Source organism: Saccharopolyspora kobensis, from assembly GCF_900108315.1.
GTDB lineage: Bacteria > Actinomycetota > Actinomycetes > Mycobacteriales > Pseudonocardiaceae > Saccharopolyspora > Saccharopolyspora kobensis.
Genome location: NZ_FNVB01000004.1, coordinates 726,240 through 750,937 on the forward strand (window position 1 = coordinate 726,240; position 24,698 = coordinate 750,937).

The 24,698-nt window shown below is 71.6% G+C and carries 24 protein-coding genes; 19 read left to right on the forward strand and 5 right to left on the reverse strand.

Annotated elements, in window-relative coordinates; translation table 11 throughout:
• Positions 1-2: 2 nt before the first annotated feature.
• From C4T78_RS16205 to C4T78_RS16265, 14 genes are all read left to right on the forward strand, one after another.
• Entirely contained in the window at positions 3-1,310 is a 1,308-nt protein-coding gene (locus C4T78_RS16205; RefSeq protein ID WP_093345514.1) for a helix-turn-helix transcriptional regulator, read from the forward strand.
• 289 nt (positions 1,311-1,599) lie between these two features.
• Entirely contained in the window at positions 1,600-2,472 is an 873-nt protein-coding gene (locus tag C4T78_RS16210) for an ABC transporter ATP-binding protein (protein WP_093348237.1), read from the forward strand.
• Positions 2,469-3,446: an ABC-2 membrane transporter-related protein gene (locus C4T78_RS16215; RefSeq protein ID WP_093345516.1), complete on the forward strand. Its 978-nt coding sequence runs from the start codon at positions 2,469-2,471 to the stop codon at positions 3,444-3,446. The genes C4T78_RS16210 and C4T78_RS16215 overlap by 4 nt, the downstream gene beginning before the upstream one ends.
• A 52-nt stretch (positions 3,447-3,498) precedes the next feature.
• Positions 3,499-3,882 carry a GntR family transcriptional regulator gene (locus tag C4T78_RS16220; RefSeq protein ID WP_093345519.1) on the forward strand — a complete coding sequence of 128 codons (384 nt, stop codon included), beginning with the start codon at positions 3,499-3,501 and terminating at the stop codon, positions 3,880-3,882.
• 15 nt (positions 3,883-3,897) lie between these two features.
• Positions 3,898-4,746 (forward strand): ABC transporter ATP-binding protein, encoded by an 849-nt coding sequence (locus C4T78_RS16225; RefSeq protein ID WP_093345522.1) that lies wholly within the window; start codon positions 3,898-3,900, stop codon positions 4,744-4,746.
• A 160-nt stretch (positions 4,747-4,906) separates the two neighbouring features.
• Complete coding sequence (locus C4T78_RS36435) at positions 4,907-5,083, forward strand: hypothetical protein (RefSeq protein ID WP_177247360.1); 177 nt, start codon at positions 4,907-4,909, stop codon at positions 5,081-5,083.
• Positions 5,080-6,204: a sensor histidine kinase gene (locus C4T78_RS16230; RefSeq protein ID WP_093345524.1), complete on the forward strand. Its 1,125-nt coding sequence runs from the start codon at positions 5,080-5,082 to the stop codon at positions 6,202-6,204. Before C4T78_RS36435 ends, C4T78_RS16230 begins: the two co-directional genes overlap by 4 nt.
• Positions 6,205-6,522: 318 nt before the next feature.
• The gene (locus tag C4T78_RS16235; protein ID WP_235862964.1) at positions 6,523-7,131 is read left to right on the forward strand and encodes a helix-turn-helix transcriptional regulator; all 609 of its coding nucleotides are present in this window, start codon (positions 6,523-6,525) and stop codon (positions 7,129-7,131) included.
• A 115-nt stretch (positions 7,132-7,246) separates the two neighbouring features.
• Complete coding sequence (locus C4T78_RS16240) at positions 7,247-8,629, forward strand: PLL family lectin (protein ID WP_143185713.1); 1,383 nt, start codon at positions 7,247-7,249, stop codon at positions 8,627-8,629.
• A gap of 47 nt (positions 8,630-8,676) precedes the next feature.
• A complete protein-coding gene (gene kamC / locus C4T78_RS16245) occupies positions 8,677-9,330 on the forward strand; it encodes a 16S rRNA (adenine(1408)-N(1))-methyltransferase KamC (RefSeq protein WP_093345532.1) in 654 nt (217 codons plus the stop codon).
• An 11-nt stretch (positions 9,331-9,341) separates the two neighbouring features.
• Positions 9,342-10,487 carry a DUF371 domain-containing protein gene (locus tag C4T78_RS16250; protein WP_093345534.1) on the forward strand — a complete coding sequence of 382 codons (1,146 nt, stop codon included), beginning with the start codon at positions 9,342-9,344 and terminating at the stop codon, positions 10,485-10,487.
• A gap of 290 nt (positions 10,488-10,777) precedes the next feature.
• Complete coding sequence (locus C4T78_RS16255) at positions 10,778-11,995, forward strand: MFS transporter (protein WP_093345536.1); 1,218 nt, start codon at positions 10,778-10,780, stop codon at positions 11,993-11,995.
• Between the two features lie 100 nt (positions 11,996-12,095).
• Positions 12,096-12,923: an SAM-dependent methyltransferase gene (locus C4T78_RS16260; RefSeq protein ID WP_093345539.1), complete on the forward strand. Its 828-nt coding sequence runs from the start codon at positions 12,096-12,098 to the stop codon at positions 12,921-12,923.
• A 152-nt stretch (positions 12,924-13,075) separates the two neighbouring features.
• Positions 13,076-13,855, forward strand: a complete 780-nt coding sequence (locus C4T78_RS16265; RefSeq protein ID WP_093345541.1) for an enoyl-CoA hydratase — start codon at positions 13,076-13,078, stop codon at positions 13,853-13,855.
• 32 nt (positions 13,856-13,887) lie between these two features.
• On the opposite strand, the gene C4T78_RS16270 is transcribed toward C4T78_RS16265, so the two are convergent.
• The 3 genes from C4T78_RS16270 to C4T78_RS16280 form a co-directional block, all read right to left on the reverse strand.
• A complete protein-coding gene (locus C4T78_RS16270) occupies positions 13,888-14,637 on the reverse strand; it encodes an SWIM zinc finger family protein (RefSeq protein WP_093345544.1) in 750 nt (249 codons plus the stop codon).
• Positions 14,637-17,336, reverse strand: a complete 2,700-nt coding sequence (locus C4T78_RS16275; protein ID WP_235862965.1) for a DEAD/DEAH box helicase — start codon at positions 17,334-17,336, stop codon at positions 14,637-14,639. Before C4T78_RS16275 ends, C4T78_RS16270 begins: the two co-directional genes overlap by 1 nt.
• Positions 17,337-17,657: 321 nt before the next feature.
• Positions 17,658-18,488 carry an alpha/beta fold hydrolase gene (locus C4T78_RS16280; protein ID WP_093345549.1) on the reverse strand — a complete coding sequence of 277 codons (831 nt, stop codon included), beginning with the start codon at positions 18,486-18,488 and terminating at the stop codon, positions 17,658-17,660.
• A 75-nt stretch (positions 18,489-18,563) separates the two neighbouring features.
• Here C4T78_RS16280 and C4T78_RS16285 point away from each other — a divergent pair, with 75 nt between their 5' ends.
• Positions 18,564-19,112 carry a CGNR zinc finger domain-containing protein gene (locus C4T78_RS16285; protein ID WP_235862966.1) on the forward strand — a complete coding sequence of 183 codons (549 nt, stop codon included), beginning with the start codon at positions 18,564-18,566 and terminating at the stop codon, positions 19,110-19,112.
• A gap of 97 nt (positions 19,113-19,209) precedes the next feature.
• Positions 19,210-19,395: a hypothetical protein gene (locus C4T78_RS16290; protein WP_093345554.1), complete on the forward strand. Its 186-nt coding sequence runs from the start codon at positions 19,210-19,212 to the stop codon at positions 19,393-19,395.
• Between the two features lie 81 nt (positions 19,396-19,476).
• Here C4T78_RS16290 and C4T78_RS16295 read toward each other — a convergent pair whose 3' ends face one another.
• On the reverse strand, positions 19,477-19,956 hold the full coding sequence (locus tag C4T78_RS16295; protein WP_093345557.1) for a hypothetical protein: 480 nt from the start codon (positions 19,954-19,956) through the stop codon (positions 19,477-19,479).
• 283 nt (positions 19,957-20,239) lie between these two features.
• Between C4T78_RS16295 and C4T78_RS16300 the strand changes: the two genes are divergently transcribed.
• The 3 genes from C4T78_RS16300 to C4T78_RS16310 are packed head-to-tail and all read left to right on the forward strand — an operon-like array spanning position 20,240 to position 23,711.
• On the forward strand, positions 20,240-20,941 hold the full coding sequence (locus C4T78_RS16300; RefSeq protein WP_093345560.1) for a GntR family transcriptional regulator: 702 nt from the start codon (positions 20,240-20,242) through the stop codon (positions 20,939-20,941).
• A 27-nt stretch (positions 20,942-20,968) separates the two neighbouring features.
• The gene (locus tag C4T78_RS16305) at positions 20,969-22,135 is read left to right on the forward strand and encodes an NAD(P)/FAD-dependent oxidoreductase (RefSeq protein ID WP_093345562.1); all 1,167 of its coding nucleotides are present in this window, start codon (positions 20,969-20,971) and stop codon (positions 22,133-22,135) included.
• A gap of 25 nt (positions 22,136-22,160) precedes the next feature.
• Complete coding sequence (locus tag C4T78_RS16310) at positions 22,161-23,711, forward strand: AbgT family transporter (RefSeq protein ID WP_093345565.1); 1,551 nt, start codon at positions 22,161-22,163, stop codon at positions 23,709-23,711.
• Between the two features lie 289 nt (positions 23,712-24,000).
• Here the strand turns inward: C4T78_RS16310 and C4T78_RS16315 are convergent, their stop codons facing one another.
• Positions 24,001-24,636 carry a Pr6Pr family membrane protein gene (locus C4T78_RS16315; RefSeq protein ID WP_143185714.1) on the reverse strand — a complete coding sequence of 212 codons (636 nt, stop codon included), beginning with the start codon at positions 24,634-24,636 and terminating at the stop codon, positions 24,001-24,003.
• Positions 24,637-24,698: the final 62 nt, after the last annotated feature.

Sequence of the window (24,698 nt, forward strand, 5' to 3'; positions counted from 1 at the left end):
TCATGGGGCGGGAACAGCCGCGGTTCAAGGGCAGGGACGGCGCGCTCGCGGTGCTGCGGTCGGCATTGCGCTCCGGTGCGCAGCGCGGTCGGCTGGTGGTCGTGCGCGGTTCCGCCGGGATCGGCAGGACGCGGCTGCTGGAGGAGGCGAGCCGCCGCTGGCGCTCCCACGGCGTTCGGGTCGCCGAAATCCAGGTCGGCGGGCGGGATCTGCACGGCGTCGACGTGGTCGTCCGAGCGCTCCGCCGCGATTTCGACCGGCTGGGCGATCCCGGCCTGATAGACGGGATAAGTGCGCTGGTGCGGCTGTGCGAGGCCGAGGACGGGTTCCCCGCGGTGGTCGCCGAGCTGGGCCGGGTGTTCGGCCGGATCGGTGCCCTCGGCCCGACGGCGGTGTTCGTCGACGACGCGCTGGAGATCGCCGAGCCCGCCGCGCTGCTGCTCGCCGCGCGGCGCCCCGGCTGCCTGCTGGTGACGTCGATGCGCGCGGACGCCGAACCGGCCAGGGCCGCGGAACTGCTGGAAATGGCCGACGAAGTGCTGGACCTGGAACCGCTGGCTGACGAGGACATCGCGGCGGTGGCCGGACTGGACGAGGTCGCCCTCCGGGCCCTGCGCACGGCGCTGGGCGAGCTGTTCGGCAACCCCGGCGCGGTTCTGACCGCGCTGGACCTGCTGCGCGAACAGGGGCGGCTCGTCGACTCGGTCGGCGGCCCGCTCACCCTGACCGACCCGGATTCGCCCATCGCGCTGCCCGGCGACCACGACCTGCTGCGCCGCGCCCGCTCACTCGGTGAGCTCGCGATCCGCCTGCTCGCCGTGGCCGACGGCGCGCTGGACGTCGACGACCTCCCGTCGATCTCGGTGGCTCTGGGCAGCGGCGTCGTCGAGTGCGGGCGAATGGTGGACCGGTTGGTCGAGAACGGGCTGCTGGTGGTCGATTCGTGGGGTCGGCTGCGCTGCGCCTGCCCGGCGCTGGCCGCCGCCGTCGCGCCGCTGCGGCGGCTTCCCGTCGGGCGGAACGCGCTGCGGACACCCTCCGCAGCGGGCTCGTTCGCCCGTCCCGCGCCGGTCCGCGAGCACCGCACCGGGCGTTCGCGCGCCTGGTCCGCCACCGAGGAGCGGATCGTCGAGCTGATCGGCACCGGGCGAACCAACCGGCAGATCGGCACCGTGCTCGGGTTGAGCGAGAAGACCGTGGAGAGCCACGTGACCCGTTTGCTCGCCAAGTCCGGCTGCCGCTCGCGCGTGGGACTGGTGGTGATGGCGAACCGCCGGCACGGCCAGGCGTTCAACCGCCCGGCAGCGTGATCAGCCGAGGCGGTGGCCGTACTCGTCCGGAGCGGCACCCGTCGCCGCCACGTCGGTGCGGCCGGGACGCGTGGGGAGACGCCCCGGCCGCACGACGAGTCCGGCCGGTCCGATGCCCGTTCCGGGTCGTGCTCGCGCGGACGCGGGTTTTTCCACGGGCCCGAATCCGCTGGTGGACAAGGGTTTCTGCGGATGATTCGGCGGAGTTCCCGCGATCCGCGGACAACGTGCCCGAGCGCCGGTGTACCATTTCACTAGTTATCTAGTGAAATGACGAGGCAGGGTGATCATGAGCTCGGGAGAGGTGCCCGCGGTGCGGGCCCACCAGCTGGCCAAGAGATATCGCCGCGGGTGGGCGCTGCGCGGTTGTTCGCTGTCGTTGCCCCAGAGCCGGGTGGTCGCGCTGGTCGGCCACAACGGGGCGGGCAAGAGCACTCTGATGGGCCTGATCGCCGGTCTGCTCAAGCCGACCGAAGGCGCGATCGAGGTGTTCGGGCGCCGGCCCAGCGGAACCGGTGCGCCCGAGGAGGTCGCCTACGTGGCCCAGCAGAAGCCGCTCTACCCGGGCCTGACGGTGTCGGAGTCGCTGCGCTTCGCCGCGCGCATGAACACCCGCTGGGACCAGGGGTACGCCGAGCAGCTCATCCGCGCGGCGGAGGTGCCGTTCGAGGCCAAGGTCGGCAAGCTCTCCGGCGGGCAGCGCACCAGGGTGGCGCTCGTGCTGGCGCTGGGCAAGCGCCCCGGTCTGCTGATGCTCGACGAGCCCCTGGCCGAGCTCGACCCGCTGGCCCGGGAAGCGACCATGCGCACGCTGCAGGAGGAATCGCGCCTGCACGGCATCGGGGTCCTGCTGTCCTCGCACGTGCTGGAGGAGCTCGAAACGGTCTGCGATCACCTGGTGCTGCTGGGCAACGGCCGGGTCCGGCTGGACGGTCCGGTCGCCGATCTCGTTGCGGGGCATCGTGTTCTGCGCGGATCCGGGCAGCCGCCCGTTGCGTCGGGCGACGTCGTCGACAGCGTGCGCTCCGGGCAGGAGCAGGTGCTGATCACCAAGCGGAGCGCTCCGGTGGCAGCGCCCGGATGGCGCGAGCAGGCGCCCCGGCTCAACGACATCGCGCTGGCCTACATGCGCAACAACGACGACGCGGAGGTGGCGGCATGATCTGGGTCGCCTGGCGCCAGCACCGCGCCCAGCTGATCACCTTGGCAGCCGCACTGCTGTTCGGCAGCGCGGCCGTGCTGCTGCTGCATTCCAGCATGACCGGTCGCATCGGCGAGCTCGGGCTGCAGGCGTGCCTGTCGGTCTACGAGCGGACTCCCGACTGCGCGACGGCGCGGACCGAGTTCCAGCGGGAGTGGTTCGACCTGATCAAGCTCGGGCAAGGGGCGGTCTTCGCCCTCCCGGTGCTGATGGGTGCGTTCTTCGGCGCTCCGCTGTTCGCCAGGGAGCTCGAGCACGGCACGCACGTGCTCGCCTTCACCCAGTCCGTCAGCCGGCTCCGCTGGATGAGCACCAAGGTGGCGGTGCTGCTGCTGCCGTCCGCGCTCGTGGTGGTGGTGATCCAGCTGCTCGTCGACCGGTGGGTGGCGGCCGCCGGGATGCTGGGCCCGGAGCGGACCAGTCCCTTCCAATGGCTGAACCTCGACACCACCGGGCCCATGCCCGTCGCGCACCTGCTGTTCGCCTTCGCCTTGGGCGCGATGCTGGGCGCGGTCATGCGGCGTTCGCTGATGGCCTTGTCCACGACGCTGGGCGCGCTGATCGTGCTGCGCACCGTGGTGACCAACGTCGCCCCGAACTTCTTGCCGGTGCAGCGGCTCACCAACGCCGACCCGATGAGCAGCCCGGTGCCCGGTGACTTCGGGATCATGGTGCTGGACTCCGGCTATCTCGGCAAGGACGGGCAGCTGCTGCGCCCGGAGCTGACGGACGTGACCGCCTGCCCGACTCCGCCGGACGGGTCCACTCCGGACTTCGCCGCCTGCTACGCGGAGAAGGGCGTGGTCGGGTCGTACGCCGACGTGCTCTTCCCGTCCGCGGCGCCGGGGTTGCAGCTGGCCGAGTTCGCCGCGTTCGGCCTCGCCGCGGTCCTGCTGCTGGTGGGGACCGCGTGGACGCTGCAACGGCAGCACTGAACCGGCGCCGGGTTCCGCGCTCGGATGAGCGGGGCCGATTATGCTGGGCCGTATGATCGAGTTCCGGATCGACCGTCGTTCCGGGGTCTCCACGTACGTCCAGATCATCCAGCAGGTCGAACAGGCCATGCGGCTGGGCCTGCTGGGGCCCGGAGATCGGCTGCCCACCGCGCGTGAGGTGGTGGAGGCGACGGCGGTCAATCCGAACACGGTGCTCAAGGCGTACCGCGAGCTCGAACGCGAAGGGCTGGTCGAGGCCCGGCGCGGGGTGGGGACTTTCGTGACGCGTTCGCTGGCGAGCGAGCTGACCGCCGTCGAGGCGCCGCTGCGGCGCGATCTGGAAGAGTGGATGAGCCGTGCGAAGAGCGGCGGTCTCGCCGTGGAGGCCGTCGACGCGCTCTACGCGGCCGTCCGGGACGAGCACTTCCAACGTTGAGGGGCCGAACGCACAATGAGCGCGTTGCGCACCATCGGTTTGTCCAAGAGCTACGGCCGGAAACCGGCTCTCCGGGACTGCACCGTCGAGCTGCCCGCGGGAAAGGTGGTCGGGCTGGTCGGCTCGAACGGCGGGGGCAAGAGCACCTTCCTCGGGTTGGCGGCCGGGCTGATCCGTCCGTCCGCGGGAGAGGTGCGGGTGTTCGGCGACGAGGTGCGCGGCCGCCTGCACCCGGACGCGGCGATCCTGCCGCAGCACCGCCCGCTGTACGCGAACTTCACCATCGCGGAGATGATCCGGGCGGTGGGCGCGGTGAACGAGCGGTGGTCGTCGGAGCGCGTCGAGGAAGCCCTCGCCGCGCACCCGGAGATGGATCCCAGCAGCCGCGTCGGTTCGCTGTCGCAGGGCATGCGCACCCAGCTCGCGCTCGCGCTGTGCCTCGGCAGGCTGCCGAAGCTGCTGCTGCTCGACGAGCCGATGTCGGATCTCGATCCGCTGGCCCGCGAGGAATTCCTCCGGCTGCTGCTGGCCGATGTCGCCGAGCGCGGGATGACGGTGGTGCTGTCCTCGCACTCGCTCGGCGAGCTGCGCGACGTGTGCGATCACCTCGTGCTGCTGCACGCCGGCGAGGTGCTGCTCAGCGGTGACGTCGATGAGCTGCTCGACGACCACCTGGACGTCATCGGCCCGGCCGGCGACGGTTCTTCCCTTCCCGGAGCGGTGATCCACGCGAGCCGGACGGGCAGGCAGCAGCGCGCGCTCGTCCGCGCTCCCGGCTCGCTCGCGGCGGGCTGGGAAGGGCAGCGGCCGGACCTCGAACGGCTCGTGATCGACTACCTGCGGGCCAGGCGGATCAGCGGCTGACCGAGCGGCGAGGCCGACCGTGCGTTCTGCCTCGCACGTGAGGGGAATCCCGCTGCGACGGCCGGATCCCGCTCGGACGGTTCGCGCCGGGGCAGGCTGGGGCGATGGTCGTGCCCGGACCGGGGTGCGCGGCCGGTCGTAGCTCTGAGGATGGACGCGGATGAACCAGGCTGAACCGGCGGCGCACCAAGTCCGGCCGCGGGCCGCGGAGAACCCGGTGGGGCGGGCCCGGGCGGCGGTGCGCGGTGGCCTGTCCCGGACGCTGACGGGCCGGGTCGGGGTCTTCGTGGCGACGGGCGAGCGCACCGAGGAGGTCGACGAGCCGGTCTTCGCGTGAACGCGGTGCTGATCGCGCTGGTCGCGATATCGGAGTCGGCGGGCGTCGGGCTGCTCGGCGTCGTGGCGCTGCGCCTGCTCCGCCCTCACCCGGTGGGCCTCTCGCTGCTCGCGATCACCGGCATCACCGTGTGCGCGATGAACGCCGGCACCGTCACCGCGGTGCTGATCGCGCGGTCTGTCGAGGTGTCGCCGACCGCGCACGTGGTGATCAACCTGGTGGCCGGTGCGGTGGCCGTCCTGATCGGACTGCTGCTCGTCCGGACGGTGCCGGCGGGCCGCTGCCGACCGGTCGGCGAGACGCACCGGGCCGGGGACCCGCCGCCGGACGCCGAACTGGCGCGAGAGCTGAGCACGGCCCGCGACGAGCCGACGAGCCCCAGGTTGCGCGAGCGGGCGGCGGAAGCATCGCGGCGTCGGCTGATCACCTGGGTCTCGCGCTACCTGCGCGACCCGGTGCACCGGATCCAGCGCCTGATCGAGTCCATTGAGGACGGCGCGGCCGGTGAACTCCCAACGTGCTGCAGGCAGATCCGCACCGACGCCGAGCAGGTGCTGGGCGTGGTGGACGATCTGCTGGAGCTCTCCCGGGCCCGAGCGGGGGAGAACCGGCTGGAGGCGCGGGAAGTGGCCCTCGACGACCTCGTCAGCGACGAGGTGGCCTCGCTCGGCGCGCTGGCCGGTGAGAACGGCATCCGGCTGCGGGCCGAGGTGGTCGAGCAGGTCCTGGTCCGCGTCGACGACCGGTCGATGACCCGGGTGCTCAACGCACTGCTGGTGAACGGCATCCGGTGCAGTCCGGCGGGCGCGGTGATCTCCGTCGGAGTGCGGGAGACCGGCGGTCAGGCGGTGGTGTCGGTGGCCGACGAGTGCGGCGGGATCCCGGAGTGCGACCTCGGATCGGTCTTCGAGGCGGGCTGGAACGCCGCGGGGCCCGGGCTGGCCATCGCGCAGGAGATCGTGCGGGCCCACGACGGCGGCATCTCGGTGCGCAACGTGCCCGGTGGCTGCCGCTTCGAGGTCCGGATACCGCTGCCCCGGCGAACCGAAAGGGTGGACAGCCCACCGGCTGCCCACCCGATCCGGTCCTCCGAGACCTCTTCTCGGCGGCCAGCGCGGTGACGCGCTCGATCGTCTGGACCGCGAGATCGAGCGGGAGCGCTGCCCGGAGGTACCCGAGCCCGCGCCGCGCAACAGGCCTGAACCCGGAAGCACCACGCGGCCAAGTGGGGGATATCCCGGCGCGGCCGCTCCTCGTCCCTCGGCGCCGTCGATGTTCCGCAGACTCGTGGTGTCCGCTCCGCCTCGTTCGCGAGCGGCGCGGCGCACTGCTTCTCGTGGTTCAGGTTCGGAGGGTGAACGAGGATGACTTCCCAGACCGGATTGGCGAGGCGCCCGGCGGACCGGGCGGCCGGGAAAGCTTCGGAGGAACGGACCCGGGTGGCCGTCTGCGCGTCGGACCCCATCACGCTGAACGGCCTGACCCAGAGCCTGATGGCGCGCCTGGAGGTGTTCGTCGCGGGCGACGAGCACCCCGACGACGTCGACGTGCTGGTGTTCGCGCCGGAGCGGGTCGATGCCGCGGCCACCGCCGCGCTGCGCCGGGCGGCCGCCCGGTCCTCGGCGCCGGTGGTGCTGGTGGCCAGCGAACTCGACCGCTCCCACCTGCTGAGCCTGGTCGAATGCCGGGTGGTGGCGGTGCTGCACCGGGGCGCGGCGACCGAGGAGCGGCTGGTGCGCGCGATCGACCTCGCGGCCGGTGGTGGCGGGGCGCTGCCGCCGAACCTGCTCGGCGAGCTGCTGCGGCAGGTCAAGGACCTGCAGCAGGAAGTGCTGGCGCCGCTCGGGCTGAACTCCGCGAGCATGACACCGCGCGAGATCGACGTGGTGCGCCTGCTGGCCGACGGCCTGGACACCGAGGAGATCGGGAACCGGCTGTGCTACTCGCAGCGCACGGTGAAGAACATCATCCAGGCGATGACCAGCCGCCTCAACGTGCGCAACCGGCCGCACCTGGTCGCCTACGGACTGCGCGCCGGCGTCATCTGAGGGCCGTCGGCGAGCGGCTGCGGCCGAGGCGGTGATCACGTACCCGGAGTGCACCCCGCGCGATGGCGCTACCCGTTAGTGTGACGTTCAGCGATGACCACACTACAGGGATGGGGTGGCAGTGCCTCTGTTCTCGGGTCGCGGCCGATCGGAGCGCCCGTCCAGCGGGCGCGGGGAGTCGCAGCAGGCCGAGACCGGCCCCGGCGCGGAACCCCTCTCGGTCGAGACCCAGCGGACGATGCCCATGCCACCGGTCCGGCGGCACAACGACCACAAGCTGCTGGCGCTGGCCGGCATCGGCGGTCTGGTGCTGATCGCGGCACCGATCGTGGTCTTCAGCCAGGTGGTGGAGCAGCCCGTTCCTCCCGGCGATCCGGCCGGTCTCGAGGCGCCGGTCACGGGCGAGTACAGCCCGGGCGGCGTCGTCGGAGAACCTTCCCCCACCTCACCGTCGCTGCGGGTGTCGCCGCTGCCCGGGGCGCCGTCCCGGCTGGACGGCTCGGGGCGGGTGGTGCTGGTCGCGACGAGCACGAGCGGGAGCGTGCTGACCAGTTCCCAGACCGACCGGCCCAGCGGGCCCGAGTTCGACGGGTGGGTCGACCTGGGCGCCAGCGCCGCGGGCGATCCGGTGCTGGCCACCAACGCGATCGGCGAGATGACCGCGTTCGTCGTCGGCACCGACGGCCGCCTCCTGCAGAACCGCGGGCTCGAACCCGCCCTGAACGGCACGCGCAGGTGGCGCGATCTCGGGGGCGCGCAGCTGGTGGGAACCCCTGCGGTGGCGCAGGACGCCGACGGCAAGCTGGTCGTGGTGGCGCGGGGCGCGGACGGTTCGCTGCAGGTGCTCCAGCAGACCGCCGTCGTCGCCGACACCTGGAGCGAGTGGCAGCGGTTGCCGGCGCCCGCGGCGCACGATCCGGCGCTCTACCGGGATTCGCAGGGCAAGCTGCGGATCTTCGCCTCCGGACCGGACGGGCAGCTGCGGACGATCTCGCAGGCCAGCACCTCCGCTGCCGAGTGGCACGTTCCGCAGGAGCTGGGCGCCTCCGCGGCAGGCCCGCCCGCGGTGGTCATGGACCTCGAAGGCAGGCTCCGGGTCTTCGCGTTGAACGGCAGCGGTTCGCTGGCGCACAACGTCGAGACGGATGCCGCGTCGAACGCGTGGGTGGGCTGGGAGGACTTGGGCGGCAGGCTGCAGGGCAAGCCGTTCGCCACCACCGGCCGCAGGGGCGGCGTGGCGGTGCACGTGCTGGACCGCGGCGGGGTGCTGCGGGAGGTCTACCAGGCCGGGGTGGACCGCGTGAAGTGGTCGGAGTGGCAGGACCGCGGTGGCAACGTCGCGCGGGCCGTGTCGGTGATCCAGGACTCGCAGGGCCGGTTCGTGGTGCACGCGATCGGCAAGACGGGCGGCATGGAGCGGGCCTACCAACGCGTTCCCTCCTCCAGCAACTGGTCCGAATGGGCCGCCGATCTCGGCGGTGCCTTCCGCACCGGCTGAACCCGCGCGCTCCGCGACCCGGAAGTCGTGGTCTCTAGACTGAGCGCATGCGCAGGGTGGTGGGCAAGAACGTCGTGGAGTTCTCCGCGGAGCAGTTCGACGAGATGGTGGAGCGGTACTCCGGCGGGGTGATCCTCGACGTCGGGGCGGGCAACGCCAAGCACGCCTACAAGCTCGCGCGCGCGGCGCAGGACACCCTGGTGATCGCGCTCGACGCGGCCAAGGACAACATGCAGAAGGTCGCCGGGAAGGCGAAGGCGTCCCCGGCGAAGGGCGGTGCGCCGAACCTGATCTGCGTGTGGGCGGCCGCGGAGAAGCCGCCCGCCGAGCTGCACAGCGTCACGGAGCTGCACTCGCTGATGCCGTGGGGCAGCCTGCTGCGCGGGATGCTCGGTTCCGACGCGGAGATGCTGCAGGGGCTCGCGCGGCTCTGCGTGCCCGGGGCGGAGTTCCTGGTCACGCTCAACCTGCACGCGTGGCGCCCGCCGGTCCCGGAGGTGGGCGATCACCCAGAGCCGACCCCGGATTCGGCGATGGAGCAGCTCGCGCCCTACTACGCGGCGGGCGGGTGGACGCTGAACGAGGCGAGGTACTTCGGCGCCGAAGAGCTCGACGCGCTGGCCACGTCGTGGACCCGGCGGCTGGGCTCGACGCGCGACGAGCTCGACGTGCTCGGGCTCACGGGCGTCATCGGGAAGTGACGGAGGGCGTGATGGCGGACGTGCTGCTGCGCATGAAGTGCCGGGGGCACGGCGACATTCGCGCCACGCACGGCAAGACCCTGGAGTTCGCGGTCGATCCGGAGATCACCGCGCGCGCGACCTGCGTCGTGGGAGTGGCCGCCGAGGTGGTCGAGGCCGGGGCGCCGGGGATCGCCGGTCCGGTGCGGATCACCATCGGCGTCGGCGATCGCAGCGCGACCGTCCGCGCGGTGGCCAACTCGATGTGGCGACCCGGAACGACTGCGGTGGTGCGGCGGAGTTCCGAGCGGTTGGCGAACACGCTGGCCACCGACGCCGATCTGGCGGCGAGCGCGCTGCCCCGCGATCTGCTCGACGTCCTCCGCGATCCCGAGTCCGAAGTGGACATCACCGTCGAGCGCGATGCCGAGGCCGCCGGCGGGCTGGTGCTGTTCCACGCGCGGGAGAGCGGAAGTTCGCGGCTCGCCGCCGAAGTCGCGTCGGCGGACCACGTCCTGGTCGAGGATCAACCGGCCCGCGCGCTGGTCGCCGGGGTGAAGGACGCCGACCGCGTGGTCGCCGACGCGCGCAAGGCCGACCGGGGAAAGCTGCGCGCCGCCTTGGAACGCGGAGAGCGCGTCCTGGTGGTGTCCGCCGTCAGCGCTCGGAGCGACGTCGTCGCCGAACTCGCCGCGACCGAGGACGTGCCCTTCGAAGTGCTCGGCCTGCCCGCGCAGCTGGCGGTCGCCGCGATCTGCCCGAGCGGGGCTCCGGTGCTGCTGGTCGACGACACCAACCGCAGGGCCATCGTCAAAGCCGTCCGCAAGCACGCCAACGCCGCGGTCGTCTTCCGGTGTGCCGCCGACCAGCTGCCGGGGATCGCCGAGGAAGCCGGAGAGCGCAGAGCCGCCGTGCTCTCCGCGGGAAACTCGGAACGCCCGTGGCTGGGCACCACCTCGGAGCTGCCACCCGGTGGTTCCACCGAGATCTTCTGCTGCCTCGCCCCGGTCGCCGCCACCGGCGAGGACACCGACGTCGACGCGCCCGGCTTGATCCGCGCCCTGCTCGGGCAGGGCGTCTCGCAGAAGACGATCTCGCGCGCGCTGATCGATTCGGCGGGTTGGTCCCGACGCCAGGCTTACGACCTGGTGCTGGGCCTCGCTGACAGCGCAGAGTAATCGAGCAGGCTGATGTGAAGGGTGCGTAGCGCCACGCAGCCGTCACGCTCACCTATGTGGGTTACGTGATTCCCGGGGTTTGGCTACTCCGTGTTTCGGTTCACCTCGTTCTGGTTGGACATGCCGGGGGCCAGCGCCGAGACTGGATGCCGGGCAGCCGATGGGGGCTCGAATCCGACGAGGACGGCTGTCCTCGTTCTCGGAGTGGCTCTTTATCGATTCAGTTCGTCGTGACCCCGAAACGCGGCGAACCGCCCGCCGACTTCCCGTCCTTCCCCGAGAGGAGAACTGTGCCCTTCGCGCTGGTCGCACTCGCCGTAGGCGCCTTCGGCATCGGCACCGCCGAGTTCGTGATGATGGGCGTCCTGCCGCAGGCCGCCGCCGAGCTCGGCGTTTCCATCCCCACCGCCGGGAACCTGATCTCCGGGTACGCCCTCGGCGTCGTGGTCGGAGCACCCGCGCTCACGCTGCTGGGTGCCCGGTTGTCCCGCAAGACCATGCTCGTCCTGACGATGAGCATGTTCACCGCGGGCAACGCGCTCTTCGCGCTGGCGCCCAGCGCCGGGGTGGGCGTGTTCTTCCGATTCCTGACCGGCCTGCCGCACGGCGCCTTCTTCGGCGCCGGAGCGGTGGTGGCCGCCACCATGGCCGGACCGGGCAACCGGGCCAAGGCCGTGTCGATGATGTTCATGGGGCTGACGCTGGCCAACGTCGTCGGCGTGCCGCTGGGCACGCTGCTCGGGCAGCAGTTCGGCTGGCGGGCCACCTTCGCCGTGGTCGCGGTGATCGGGATGGCCGGCGTCGCCGCCATCGCCCGGCTGGTGCCGGACCAGGGCAGGCCGGTGGCCGGGCAGTCCGCCGTGCTCGAGCAGCTCGCCGCGTTCCGCTCGCCGCAGGTGTGGCTGGCGCTGGCCATCGTCACCTTCGGGCTCGGCGGCACCTTCGCCGTGCTGAGCTACCTGACCCCGATCCTCACCGACGTCTCCGGCTACTCGCCGACGGGTGTCACGGTGCTGCTGGCGCTGGCCGGGCTCGGCATGACCGCGGGCAACTTCCTGGGCGGCCGGATCGCGGACAAGGCCGTGATGCCCGGCGTCTACGCGGCGCTGGTCGGCGTGGCCGCGGTGCTGGGCCTGTTCACCTTCACCTCCGGCAACAAGGTGGCCGCGGCGGTGACGGTGTTCGCCATCGGGGCCGTCGGTTTCATGGTCGCGCCGATCATGCAGGCGCTGGTGATGGACAAGGCCGGTGGCGCGCCGTCGCTGGTGTCGGCGGCGCTGCAGTCCGCCTTCAACATCGCCAACTCCATCGGCGCCTACGCGGGCGGCCTGGTGATCGCGCACGGCCTCGGCCTGCTGGCGCCGAACCTGGTGGGCGTGGCGCTGGCGGCGATCGGCATCGCCCTGGCCGCGACCCTGGGCACCGTGGACCGCAAGCGCCCGGAGGTGGCGCGACCCGAGCCGGTTCCCGCCCCGGTGCGCCCGCTCCCGCAGCCGGTCCCGGCCTGACGCCGCCGGCGGATCCCGGTCGCCGGGCTCGCACCGCCAACGGTGGTCCGGACGGGCTACAGTGGTCCGGACCACTAGGTGATCAACCCTGGAGCGTCCCGTGGAATGGGCAGCCAAGAGATCGGCCGACCAGCGCCCGCCGGTCGACCTGCGCACGGATGTGCCGCACTCGGCGCGGATCTACGACTACCTGCTGGGCGGCCGGGACAACTTCGCCGCCGATCGCGATGCGGCGGGATCGATCACGGCCGACTGGCCGAACCTGCCGAAGTCGATGCGGGCGAACCGGGACTTCATGTGCCGGGTGACGCGATTCCTCGCCGAACGGGGCTACCGCCAGTTCCTGGACGTCGGGACGGGCCTGCCGACCTCGCCGAACCTGCACGAGGTCGCGCAGTCCGTCGATCCCGGATCGCGGGTCCTCTACGTGGACAACGACCCGATCGTGCTGGTGCACGCCCGCGCGCTGCTGACCAGCACGCCGGAGGGCCGGACGGCCTACGTCGACGCGGACCTGCACCAGCCGTCGGCGATCCTCGGGTCCGCCGAGTTCGCGGAGACCTTCGACCTGGACGAGCCGGTGGTGCTGAGCCTGCTGGCGATCGTGCACTTCATCCCGGACGACGACGAGGCGATCGAACTCGTGCGGCGGATGGTCGAACCGCTGCCGAGCGGCAGCGCGCTCGCGCTGTCGATGACCACCGAGGTCAGCGCCCCGGACGAGGTCAGGCGGGGAGTGGCGGCCTACAACGCCAACGGCATCCCGCTCAAGTCCCGCACCAAGGCCGAGGTGGAGCGCTTCTTCGACGGCATGGACGTGCTGGATCCCGGTGTCGTGCTGGTCAACCACTGGCACCCGGACGCCGAAGCGCGGAGGACCGCCGACGAGCACGTCCACATGTACGGCGCGGTCGCGGTCAAACCCTGACCCAGTCCCGCCACCCGGGCCGGTGTCGATTCCGCGCGAAGTCGACGCCGGGTGAGCGGCGGATCGTTAGCGGTGCGGAGTTGGGTCTGGTCGTCGGGGGTCCGGGAGCTTAGGGTCGCTCCGCGAGGTACCCACCGGCGGACGGAGCGGCGTTGAACGAGATCAGCAGCACCGAGCACGCGATCGGCTCCGTGGACGACCACGGCGTCGCCACGGTCACCATCCGCAACGCCAAAGCGCTGAACATCGTCAACAGCGCGGTCGGCGCGGAGGTGACCGCGGCGATCGGCGAGCTGGCCGCTCGGCCCGAGGTCCGGGCGCTCGTGCTGCGCGGCACCGGTGACCGGGCCTTCATCGGCGGTGCCGACATCACCGAGATGTCCACTTTGGACCGCCGTGCCGCGGAGGTGTTCATCGACGGGCTGCGCGCGCTGTGCCAGGCGGTCCGCGACTTCCCGGCGCCGGTGATCGCCCGCTTGCCCGGCTGGTGCCTCGGCGTCGGCGTGGAGGTGGCGGCGGCCTGCGACCTGCGGATCGGCAGCAGCACCGCGCGCTTCGGGATGCCGGAGGTCGCGGTGGGGATCCCGTCGGTGATCCACGCCGCGCTGCTGCCGAGGCTGATCGGCACCGGCCGCGCCGACTGGCTGATGCTCACCGCGGAGAACATCGACGCGCAGACCGCGCTGTCGTGGGGCCTGGTGCACGAGGTCGTCCCGCCGGAGGAGCTCGACGCCGCGGTGGCCCGAACCGCCCGCCGCCTCGCGGAGTTCGGGCCGTCCGCGGTGCGGCAGCAGAAGAAGCTGCTGCGCTCCTGGGAGGAGCTGCCCGTCGAGCGAGCGATCGCGGAGAGCGTCGCCGAGTTCGGCGCGGCCTTCGACACCGGCGAACCCCAGCGATACATGACCGAGTTCCTCAACCGCAAGCGGTCGTGAGCGCGCAACAGTGCTCGAGCACTGTTGCGCACTCACGACCCACCGGCGAGTTCCCAGGCGCGGATGCGGGCGCGTTGGGCGGCGGTGATCAGCTGCTGCCAGGCGCGCTCGTCGAGGCCCGGGGCCCGGCCGAGCAGGTGCAGCGCTTCGGGGATCCGCTCGTCGGGTCGCTGCGGGTGGACCTCGATGGCCGCGAGATCGCCGCGAGCGGTGAACAGCGCTGCCGGGTCCAGATCCGGCGCGGAGCGGCTCGCGCGGAGCTCGGCGAGCAGCCGGTCCCGGTCGCGGCCGCGCAGGCGGGTCAGCAGGAACGGGTCGGAGTCCAGCACCGGCGCCAGCACGTAGTGCACCGCCGCCGCGTGCGCGCACGGTTTGGCGCGGCTGGTGCAGGAACAGGTGGAATCGAGCTCGCCGGTCTTCGGGAACAGCGACAGGTCCACCTCGCGCAACGTGTCGTCGACGTCCTCGGGCAGTTCGCCCCGCAGCAGCGCGGCGGCGTGCCGGAGCTGCCCGGTCAGCGCCGCGACCGCGGTCCGCCACTCGGTGTCGGTGAACACCGGCAGCGTCAGCGTCACGGGGAGGACCTTGTTGCGCGCGTGCACCTGCGCGCTGACCGTTCCCGGTGCGACGACGAGGTCGCGCACCGCCCCGTTGCGGGCCAGCAGACGCCCTTGCGGCAGGCGCGGGTTGGGATAGGTGGCGCCGAGCGATTCCAGCGCGCGCCGCCAGCGCCGCCCCCACCAGGTGACGCCGAAGGCCGTTGCTTCCGATTTCTTCGACATCAGTCCTCCGTGGACAGTTCGACGAGTTCGCGCAGAGCGTCGTCGCTCAGCTCGGTCAGCCAGGACTCACCGCTGCCGATCACCGAGTCCGCCAGCGAGCGCTTCTGCTCCAGCAGTTCGGCGATGCGCTCTTCGAGCGTTCCGTGCGCGACCAGCTTGTGCACGTGCACGCGGCGGGACTGGCCGATGCGGTGCGCGCGGTCGGTCGCCTGGTCCTCCACCGCCGGGTTCCACCAGCGGTCGTAGTGCAGCACGTGCGTGGCGCGGGTCAGGTTCAGGCCGGTGCCACCGGCTTTGAGGCTGATGATGAGCACCGGCGCGGCGGTGTCGTCGTGCTGGAAGGCGTCCACCATCGCCTGCCGCCGCGCGGTGCTGAGCCCGCCGTGCAGGAACGGCACCTCGGGCAGGCCCAGCTCGGCGGCCAGGTGCCCGGCCAGCAGCTCGCCCATCGCCCGGTACTGGGTGAACACCAGCGCCCGGTCCTCGGCGGCGACCGCTTCGGCCAGCATCTCGGTGGCGCGGGTGAGCTTGCCGGACCGGCCGGGCAGCGGACCGGATTCGCGGAGGAAGTGCGCCGGGTGGTTGCAGATCTGCTTGAGCGCGGTGAGCAGCTTCAGGATGCGGCCGCGCCGCGCGATCCCCGTGCCCAGGCCTGCGTCCAGCGTCTCGCGCACCGCCCGCCGGTACAGGGCGGCCTGCTCGTCGCTCAGCGCGCAGGTGACCACCGATTCGACCTTGGGCGGCAGGTCGGTGGCCACCTCGGACTTGCGGCGGCGCAGCAGGAACGGCGCGACGACGGAGCGCAGCCGGCGGGTGGCGTCGGTGTCGTGCCACCGCTCGATCGGGACCGCGAAGCGCTCCTTGAACCGGTGGAAGCCGCCCAGCAGGCCGGGATTGGCGAAGTGCATGATCGACCACAGCTCGGCGAGCCGGTTCTCCACCGGCGTGCCGGTCAGCGCCACGCGGGCCCGGGCCCGCAGCCGCCCGGCGGCCTGGGCGGTCTGACCGGCCTGGTTCTTGATCTGCTGGGCCTCGTCCAGCACCACCACGTCCCAGTCCACACCGGACAGCAGCTGGACGTCGGAGCGCAGCAGGGGATAGGTCGTGATCACCACGGCGCCCGGCGCGAACGCGGCGGGATCGATCGGCCGCCGCGGGCCGTGGTGGCGCACCACCGCGAGCTTCGGCGCGAACCGGCGCAGCTCGCGCTGCCAGTTGTCCACCACCGAGGTCGGGCACACCACCAGCTGCGGCCGGTCCCCGGCGCGGCCGGCCAGCAGTGCGATGGTCTGCAGCGTCTTGCCCAGGCCCATGTCGTCGGCGAGCACCGCGCCGAAGCCCAGCTCGGCCATGCTCTGCAACCACGCGACGCCCCGCAGCTGGTAGTCGCGCAGCGTGGCGTCGACGCCGGTCAGCCGTGGTTCCGCCGGGGGTTCGCCCAGCCGGTCCACCAGCGCCCGCAACCGGCCACCGGCGGAGACGGCGACCTCGCCGAACTCGGTGCTGCGCTTGCCTTCCAGCACGGCGGCCAGCGCTTCGGACTCCGGAAGCGCGTGCGCCGTCCCGAGCCGGGTGCGGACGTCCGCCGCTTCCCGGGCGTCGACGCGGACCCAGCGACCGCGCCAGCGCACCAGCGGGCGGCCCAGCGCGATCAGCTCGTCGAGCTCGTCGGCGCTGAGCACCTCGTCGCCGACCACGGCCTCCCACCGGAAGTCCTGGCCGTCCGAGGCGTGCAGGCGGGCCCGCAGCCGGCGCACTCCGGCCAGGTCGGTCGGCACCTCGACGGCGATGCCCGCGGCGGCCAGCTCCGGCTGCCCGGTGGCCAGGAACTCCGCGGCCTGCCCGATGTCCAGCCGCACCTCGGTGGGTCGCTGCTCCGACAGCGCCGCGTCCAGCGGCCGGAAGATGCGCGCGGCTTCCGCCAGGCCCTGCACCAGCGCGTCCTGCGGCGGGCCGGGCAGGTTCGACCAGACGCGCTCGGCCGGTACCGGCACCTCGTCGTCGGTGCGCAGGTGGAAGGTCAGCACCCAGGGACTCTCGTCCTCGGCCGGGATTTCCAGCCGCAGTTCCAGGTCGCCGCCGGGCGATGGGGCGGACGGCAGCGCCCGGCCCCACTCCTGGAGCGCGGCGCCGTCGAGTTCGACGGCCGGATCCGGCCCGGTCAGCGCGGTGATCCAGGCGTTGTCGCTGGTGATCGCCGCGCCCCGCGCGCACGCGTCCGCGACGGCGTCGCCGAAGGCGGCCAGCATCTCCGACGCGCCCCACAGGCCGCCATCGCGGCGCAACGCGTGCGCAGCCGGTGGCATCGCGGCGGCCAGCGCTGCGAACCGGTCGTCATGCAGGTTCGCCAGCCGCCAGCGCGCCGCGCCGTCGCGCACGCCGGGCACCAGGTGTCCGGCGGCGACCTGCTCCAACGCCAGCTTCGCCGCCGCGCTCCAGACGATCAGCGAGTCGCCGGGCCGCTGCCACGCGGGCCAGCGGTCCGGCGAGGGCATCCCGGCGAGCGGGGCGAGCGCGTCGGCGACGGGCACCACGACGGCGGGCACTTCCGCCGCGGCGATCGTCCCGTCGGCGGGCAGCACGGTGGTCAGCTCGTCCTCGTAGCCGTCCGGCAAGCCGAGATCCCGGGCCGCTTTCCCGGGATCTGCCGTTCCCCAGAGCGCGAGTTCGGCCGCTCCGGGCCGGAACGTCGCCTGCAACCGTTCTGGAGCACCGGAATGTCGAGCGGAAATGGTTGATCCTCCGTCCAGCGGGCGTCGAAGAGCGCAAGACATCCCCGACCGCGATTTCCCGTGCTGCGAACAGTACCGGCAACAATCCGGGATTTCCACGGTCCCGGCAATTTGACAAATAGCCGGGAATAGTGCCTCTCGCGGACTTGACTTTTTCGGCGCTTTGCACACAGAGCCGCTCTGAACTGGGGTTATCGGTCGTGTGCGGCTTCGGCGGCAGTGCGCGGACTCCACTGCCGAGCAGTGATTCCGGAATCGGTCAACACGTGGAACCGCCGCCGAATCCGGCTACCGATCGGCTTCGAAGAAGCGGATCAGTTCGGCCGCGGTGCCCTGCGGATCGTCCTCGGCGATGAAGTGCCCGGCACCCGCGACGGTGGCCCGCCGGGCGCCGGGAATGGCGGCGGCGAGGCGATCGCCCACCGCCGGAGCGAGCCATTCGTCGTGCTCGCCCCACAGCACGAGCGTCGGCGCGGTGATCCGGTGGAGGTCGGCGACGGCCTCGCGGGTGTCCTCGAAGCCGATCGCCGCGACCTGGTCGATCCACCGCTGCTGCCCGTCGTCACTCGCCCACGGCGCGAGGTAGGCCGCCGCGGAGGCGTCGGACATGCGGTGTGCGGCGGTGCGGATGCGCGGGGCGATGATGTCGGCGAAGACGTGCTGCGGCATCGTCCGGTAGGCCTGTTCGTGGCGCTGCATGTGCTCGGTGAACGGCGTGTTCCACGGTCCGATGACCGCCGCGTCCAGCAGCGCCAGGTGGCGGGCGGGCACTCGCTCGACCAGGTGGGCGCGGATCACGGTGCCGCCGCCGATGTCGTGGCCGACGAGGCCGGGCGAGTCCAGGCCCCAGTGCTCGACGAGCTCGGCCAGCGTCCGCGCCTGCCGCGCGATGGACGGCGCGATCCCCGGATCGGGGCGGGAATCGCCGAATCCGAGCAGATCCCACACGTGCACCGCGAACCGCTCGGCGAGCAGCGGGACGACGTCGCGCCACAGGTAGGACCAGGCGGGCGTGCCGTGCACCAGCACCACGGGCGGGCCCTCGCCGAAGACGCCGGTGGCGACGTCGCCGCCGGACACGCGGACCCGCTGGTCGAGCCGCCAGTGCGTGGATCGCATCGAACCTCCCAGGTAAGGTGTTAATCAGCTTTTCAGCGGTTACCATAGCGGAAGAGGTAAGGGTTGAAAATAGATTTGAGCGATTACGCGCGCGGTGCGGCGCTGGCGGCCGATCTCGTCAACAGCGCACCGGAGGTGCGCCGCATCAGTGGTGAAGTGCTGGTCGACCCCGCTGCGCTGGGACGATTCCTCGCCGAGCGGGGCCTCGATCACGAGCCGGTGGCGGAAGACCTCGTCCAGGTGCTCGAACTCCGCCGCGAGCTGCGCGCCGTCCTCGAAGCGCGGGACGAGGACGGTGTTGCCGAAGCAGCAGGGGAGCTGGTTCGGCGGGCGAGCGCCGGGCCCGTCCTCGGGCGCGATGCCGATGGCAGGTGGCAGTGGCAGGTCGAGACGGCTCCGCGCGCGTCCCTCGCCGACGAACTCGCGGTGCTCGCCGGGCTCGGCCTGCTGGGCGCGCTGCGCGCGCTGGGGCACGAGCGCTTCCGGCCGTGCGCTTCGCCGGTGTGCGACGGCGTTTTCGTCGACACCAGCAAGGCGGGTCGCCGTCGCTACTGCACGCCGGGCCTGTGCGGCAACCGCATCAACGTCGCCAATCACCGGGCCAGACGGCGCGAACGGGGTTGAGGAAGTTTCGCGTGACGCTCATTGGTGGCAATGAACGAGCGCGGGCGTTGATCTCCGGCAAGTTGGTGATCGCACCCCAACTCGTGAGGAGAAGTCGATGCACCGAGCCATCGCCCGTTTCGCCGCCGCAGCCGGATTCGCCGCAGCGGTTCTCGCCGGTTCCTACGCCATCTCGGCCACCCAGGCCACCACGGAGAACCGCGCGGCCGAGACATGCGGCGGAGTCGGCCAGAACCTGAACGTCCTCGACGTCGGATTCAGCCTGACTCCCAAGCTCTGCTGAGCATAGTCCACTGTGGATTGCCGAGCCGCTGCTCCGGATCGGGGCGGCGGCTCTGCGCTGCACGGGTGCCGCGCATCGGGCTCATCCGCGGCTCGCGCCGTCCGGCCACACGACGGTGACCGGGATGCCGCGTTCGCGCGCGGCCCGCACCACGTCGCCGGTACCTCCGCGCCCGGCCGCCGGCTGCCCGTCCCAGACGGCGATCATCTCGTCGACGATGTCCAGGACGTGCTCACCGGCACCCATGTAGGCCTCCGGGGTGGACTCCTCGAACGGCATCGTGTGCACCTTCGACGCCTTGCCGATCAGCTCGTCGAACTGGGCGGCGTTGTTCGCCCGCACCTCGTGCTCCCGGTAGTCGGCGGCGGGCAGGACGACCTCGAACGTGCCGCCAACGTCGAGCACCGCCCGGGCGAAGAGCTGGTCCGCGCCGCGAGCGAGGCAGGTGACTCCGACGAGCCCGCCGCGGTGCTGCGCCAGCTCGGCCGCCAGCGCTGACCGGACGAGCGCGGCGCCGGCGGCGGTGAGGTTCAAGTGCCCGGTGACTCCGATGCGCGGCAACTCAGGCCCTTTCGTCGCAGGTGATCAGCCCTCGAACCGCGCCGCGGAAGCCCGCGATTCGCACTGGGAGTCTCGCATCTTCCCGCCGCCCGGTTCACGCGTTCGGCCCAGAGGCCCGATCCGGCGGGTGAAGTCGGCCGCGTGCTTGGAGCGGGTGGGCGACTGACCTGCTGCGCGCCGCGGTCGTCGACCGCCTCGGGCACCCGCCCGTGGCCGTCCATCAGTCCTCTCGTGATTCTTGATGGCTATTGACCTAACAATTGGCCATTTGTACGGTCTACGCATGCCGACGCTGCACGAGAAGATCAGGCGGGAGTTCGAGGACCGGATCCACGCGGGCACGCTGTCCCCGGGCATGAAGCTGCCGACCGAGATGGAACTGTGCGAGACGTACGGGGTCAGCCGTGTGACCGCCCAGCGGGTCCTCAACGACCTCGCTGATGCGGGGCTGGCCGTGCGGCGGAGGCGCCAGGGCACGTTCGTCGCGGACGTGCGCCAGCAGATCAACCTGCTCAGCTACGCGTCCCCGGAAACGCACGTCAAAGGTGTGCCCGGGCGGCACGAAGTGCTTTCCGCCCGGGTCGTCCGGGCGGCCGACGCCGTGCTGGAGCTGCCCGGAGCCGAGGGCGACACCGCGGTGGTGGAACTGGTGCGGCGCAAGCTGGACCTGCACGACCAACCGCGCACCGTCGAGCGGCACGTCGTGTTGTTCTCGGCGGCACCCGAGCTGCTGAACGAGGATCTAGCGGAACTCGTCTCCCTGCCGTACCTGCGCGACCGCGGGGTTCCGATCGACCGGATTCGGGTCTACCTGGACCCGGTGGTCCTCGACGAGCACGACGCCGAGCTGCTCCGCAGCGAGGCCGGGACGCCGACGTTGCGGCGGCGTCGGGAGTTGCGCGCCCCCGACGGGACCGCGATCGAGATCGTCACGGCCCTGATCCGCCCGGGAACGGCGGAGTTCTTCGTCGAATTCCCAGCGTAGCCACCACTTGTGAAGGAGCGAACTCCGATGAAGGTCATCGTGGTCGGGGCCGGCGTGCTCGGTGCCAGTGTCGCGCGGTCGCTTGCCGTGTCCGGCGAGGAAGTTCTCCTGCTGGACCGCACGGGACCGGGCGCCGGCACGAGTTCGACCACCTTCGCGTGGACCAACTCGAACCGCAAACCGGACCCGGACTACTACCGGCTGAACCTCGCGGGCATGGCGGAGCACGAAAAGCTCGCCCGGGAACTGCCCGGCGAACCCGCGTACTTCCGCAGCGGCGGTGTGCAGTTCGCCGCGGCCGAAAGCGAGCCGGAGCTGGTGGAGAACGTGGAACGCCTGCAGGGGCTGGGGTATCCGACGCGCTGGGTGACCCGTGCGGAAGCGGCGGCCATCGCTCGTGGGATCCGGATTCCCGATGACACCACGGCGATCGCACATTTCCCCACCGAGGGCTACGTCCGCCCGGACCGCTTGGTGCAGAACCTGCTGGCTGACGCGGTCCGGCACGGCGCGGTGCTCTCGATCGGGGAAGTGCTGTCCACCAGCGAAGGGCCGGATCGGGCCTCGGTCACCTTGGCCGATGCCACAGTGCACACCGCCGACCGGGTGGTGCTGGCCGCGGGGCGGTGGACCGACGACCTCGCGGCCCGCTCCGGCCTCGACATCCCGATGATCACCGACACCGGGCGCGGATCGCCGATCATCGGCCTGCTCGGATACGTCCGCTCCCCGGCGCTCGACATCGGCTGCGTGGTGCACACCCCGAAGCTGAACCTGCGGCCCGGCGCCGGCGCGCCCACCGTGGTGCAGGCGCTCGACCTGAACCCGGAGGTCGACCCGTCCCGCCCACCCGCACCCGGCAGCGAGATCGCCACCGAGATGACCCGGCGGCTCACCGCCCTGCTGGCCGATCCCGGGCAGGCCCCGGAAATCGACTTCCGCGTGGGCTTCCGCGCACTGCCCGCCGACGGCAACACCATCGCGGGCTACCCGGGCGAGCACGCGCGGACCTACTGCCTCGCCTCCCACGGCGGCATCACCCTGGCGCCGCTGCTCGGCCGCCTGGTCGCCACCGAGATCCTCACCGGCGAAAGCCAGGAACTCCTGAAACCCTTCCGCCCCAGCCGGTTCGCCGGCGTGCGGCGGTCCGATCTCCCGGCCGTTTCCCGCCCGGTCAAGCTGGGCGAACAGTAGTCGGCCACACGGAAGGCTGCAGCCAATGACCGACCGCAAAGGCAGTGTCGCCGAAGCCGGAAACGAACGCTTGACCGGCTTGTTCCGCGTCATCGGTGCGATCGAACGGGTCGGGAACAAACTTCCGCACCCGTTCTGGCTCTTCTGGATCCTCGCCGGGATCCTCGGGGTCGTCAGTCTTGTCCTGTCCGTTCTCGACGTCTCCGTCACCCTGCCGAAAACGGGTGAGGTCGTCGCGGTGAAGAGCCTGCTGTCCCTGGAGGGCATCGGCTTCGCCGCGGATTCGGCGCTGGAGAACTTCGCGGAGTTCAAACCGCTCGCGGTCATCGTGGTGATGCTGCTCGGCGTCAGCGTGGCCGAGAAGAGCGGCCTGCTCGAGGCGATCCTGCGGCTGACGGTGATCCGGCTGTCCGGCCGCTGGGTCACCTTCGCCATCGCGTTCGCCGGCATGGTCGCGCACATCATGAGCGATTCGGCGTACCTGGTGATGATCCCGCTCGGCGCGCTCGCCTTTCGCGCGGCAGGGCGAAGCCCGGTCCTCGGCGTCATGGTCGCCTACGTGTCCGTGTCAGCCGGGTTCAACGCCAGCCCGCTGCCCACCCCCAGCGACGCCATCCGGGCCGCGCTCACCACCCAGGCCGCGCAGGCCGTGGACCCGCAGTACGTGGTGACGCCGGTGGCGGTCTACTTCTTCTTCGCGGCGTCGTCGCTGCTGCTGGCCGCGGTGATCACCCTCGTCGTGGAGCTCGTGCTGGCGAAACGACCTGACCTGCAGACCGAGGAAAGCGCACCGGTGGGGCAGGAGGACGAAGTCCGGCTGACCACACCGGAGAAGCGGGCGCTGCTGCGGGTCGCCGTCATCGCGGTCGCCTTCGTGCTCGCCGTTGCCGCCCTCCTGCTGATCCCCGGTTCCCCGCTGCTCGGCGAGGACGGCAGCGTGGTGCGGTCGGTGGTCATCGAGAACGTCAGCGTGTTCATCGCGCTGCTCTTCGCGCTGATCGGGTTTGCTTACGGCAAGGCCTTGGGCACGGTGCCGTCGCTGTCGTCCCTGCCGAAGATCATGGCCGACGGCGTCGGCCGGGTCGCGTCGGTCATCGTGTTGTTCTTCGCCGTGGCGCAGTTCCTGGCCTACTTCGAATGGACCGGGATCGCGTCGGTGCTGACAGTCCACGGCGCCGACCTGCTCAACGCGATCGACGCCCCGCACCTGGTGGTGATGCTGGCCATCATCGTGTCGATCAGCCTGCTGAACCTGGTCGTCACCAGCGGCTCGGCGCAGTGGGCGATCCTCGCCCCGGTCGTGGTGCCGATGATGATGTACGTCCAGCTGCCGCCAGAGGCCGCGATGGCCTCGTTCATGATCGGCGACTCGGTCACCAACGCGGTCACCCCGATGAGCCCGTACTTCGTGCTCGCACTGGGCTTCGTCCAGCAGTACCGCCGGAGCGCGGGGATCGGCACGCTGATGTCGTTCACCGTCCCTGTCTCCTTCGCCATCCTCGTCGCGTGGTCGGGCTTCTTCGCGCTCTGGTACAGCCTCGGCCTCCCGCTCGGGCCGGGTGTGCAGCTGCGCTAGGCCGTGTCTCCGCTGCCGAAGCCGTAGGTCGATCTCGCGCCACTGCTTGTGAGCGAGCTGGTCCGCGGGCTGCGGGTGTCGCCCGAGCCCGCAGTCCGGCTCGGGATGAGCAGGCCTTGTAGCCGATCACGGTCTCAGGGCGAGTGCGCGGCCGACCTGGACCGAGCCGCTTGTCGGCCGGAGTCGCGATCGACGCCGTGAGCAGCGCCGGCGATGCTGACTGGCCTGCGCCTTCGCGATCACAGCGCTGACAACCTCCACCGCCGCCGAGTCCAACGTGCCCGACGGGTCAGGCCGCGAGGCGTTCCGGTTCCGGTTCCGGGGCGGTGGTGTTGCGGGGCAGGGCGCGGTCGACGGCCACCAGCGCCAGGCCGAGCAGCCAGAAGGCGCCTCCGTAGATCAGCAGGTTCAGCGCGAGCCCGTCGTAGCCGATGACGTCGACGTCGATGAACGGGTACGGGTAGCCGGTGCCCAGCAGGGTGCCGCGGCCCAGCGCGAACACCAGGTAGCCCACCGGGTAGACCAGCCAGGCGACCGCGGCGGCCCAGCGGAAGCGGCGGTGCTCGTCGAACAGCAGCCAGTCCACGACGGCGGCGACCGGCGTGATGACGTGCACCAGCTGGTCGGAGAAGTCGGAGGTGCCCGCGCCCATCTGGAACGGCGCGTCGGCGAGCACCAGGTTGTAGACCAGGCCGGTGATGGTGATGTAGAGCGTGGTGCCGCCCTTCAGCCAGGCCGGCGGTTGTCCGGTGCCGCGCACCGTCGCCCACGACGCCCAGGCGAAGACGACCGAGACGAGCACGTTGCTCTGGATCGTGAAGTACACCAGCGAGCTGGCGAAGCCGTTCTTCGAGGTCAGGTACACCCCGCTGACAGCGGCGACGAGCACGGCGATCCGGAACAGCGCTGCCAACGGCCTACCCATGCCCACCCCGAAAATCCGAAAACTCCTTCACGATTCAGATTAACGGCGGCACCCGAGCGGGC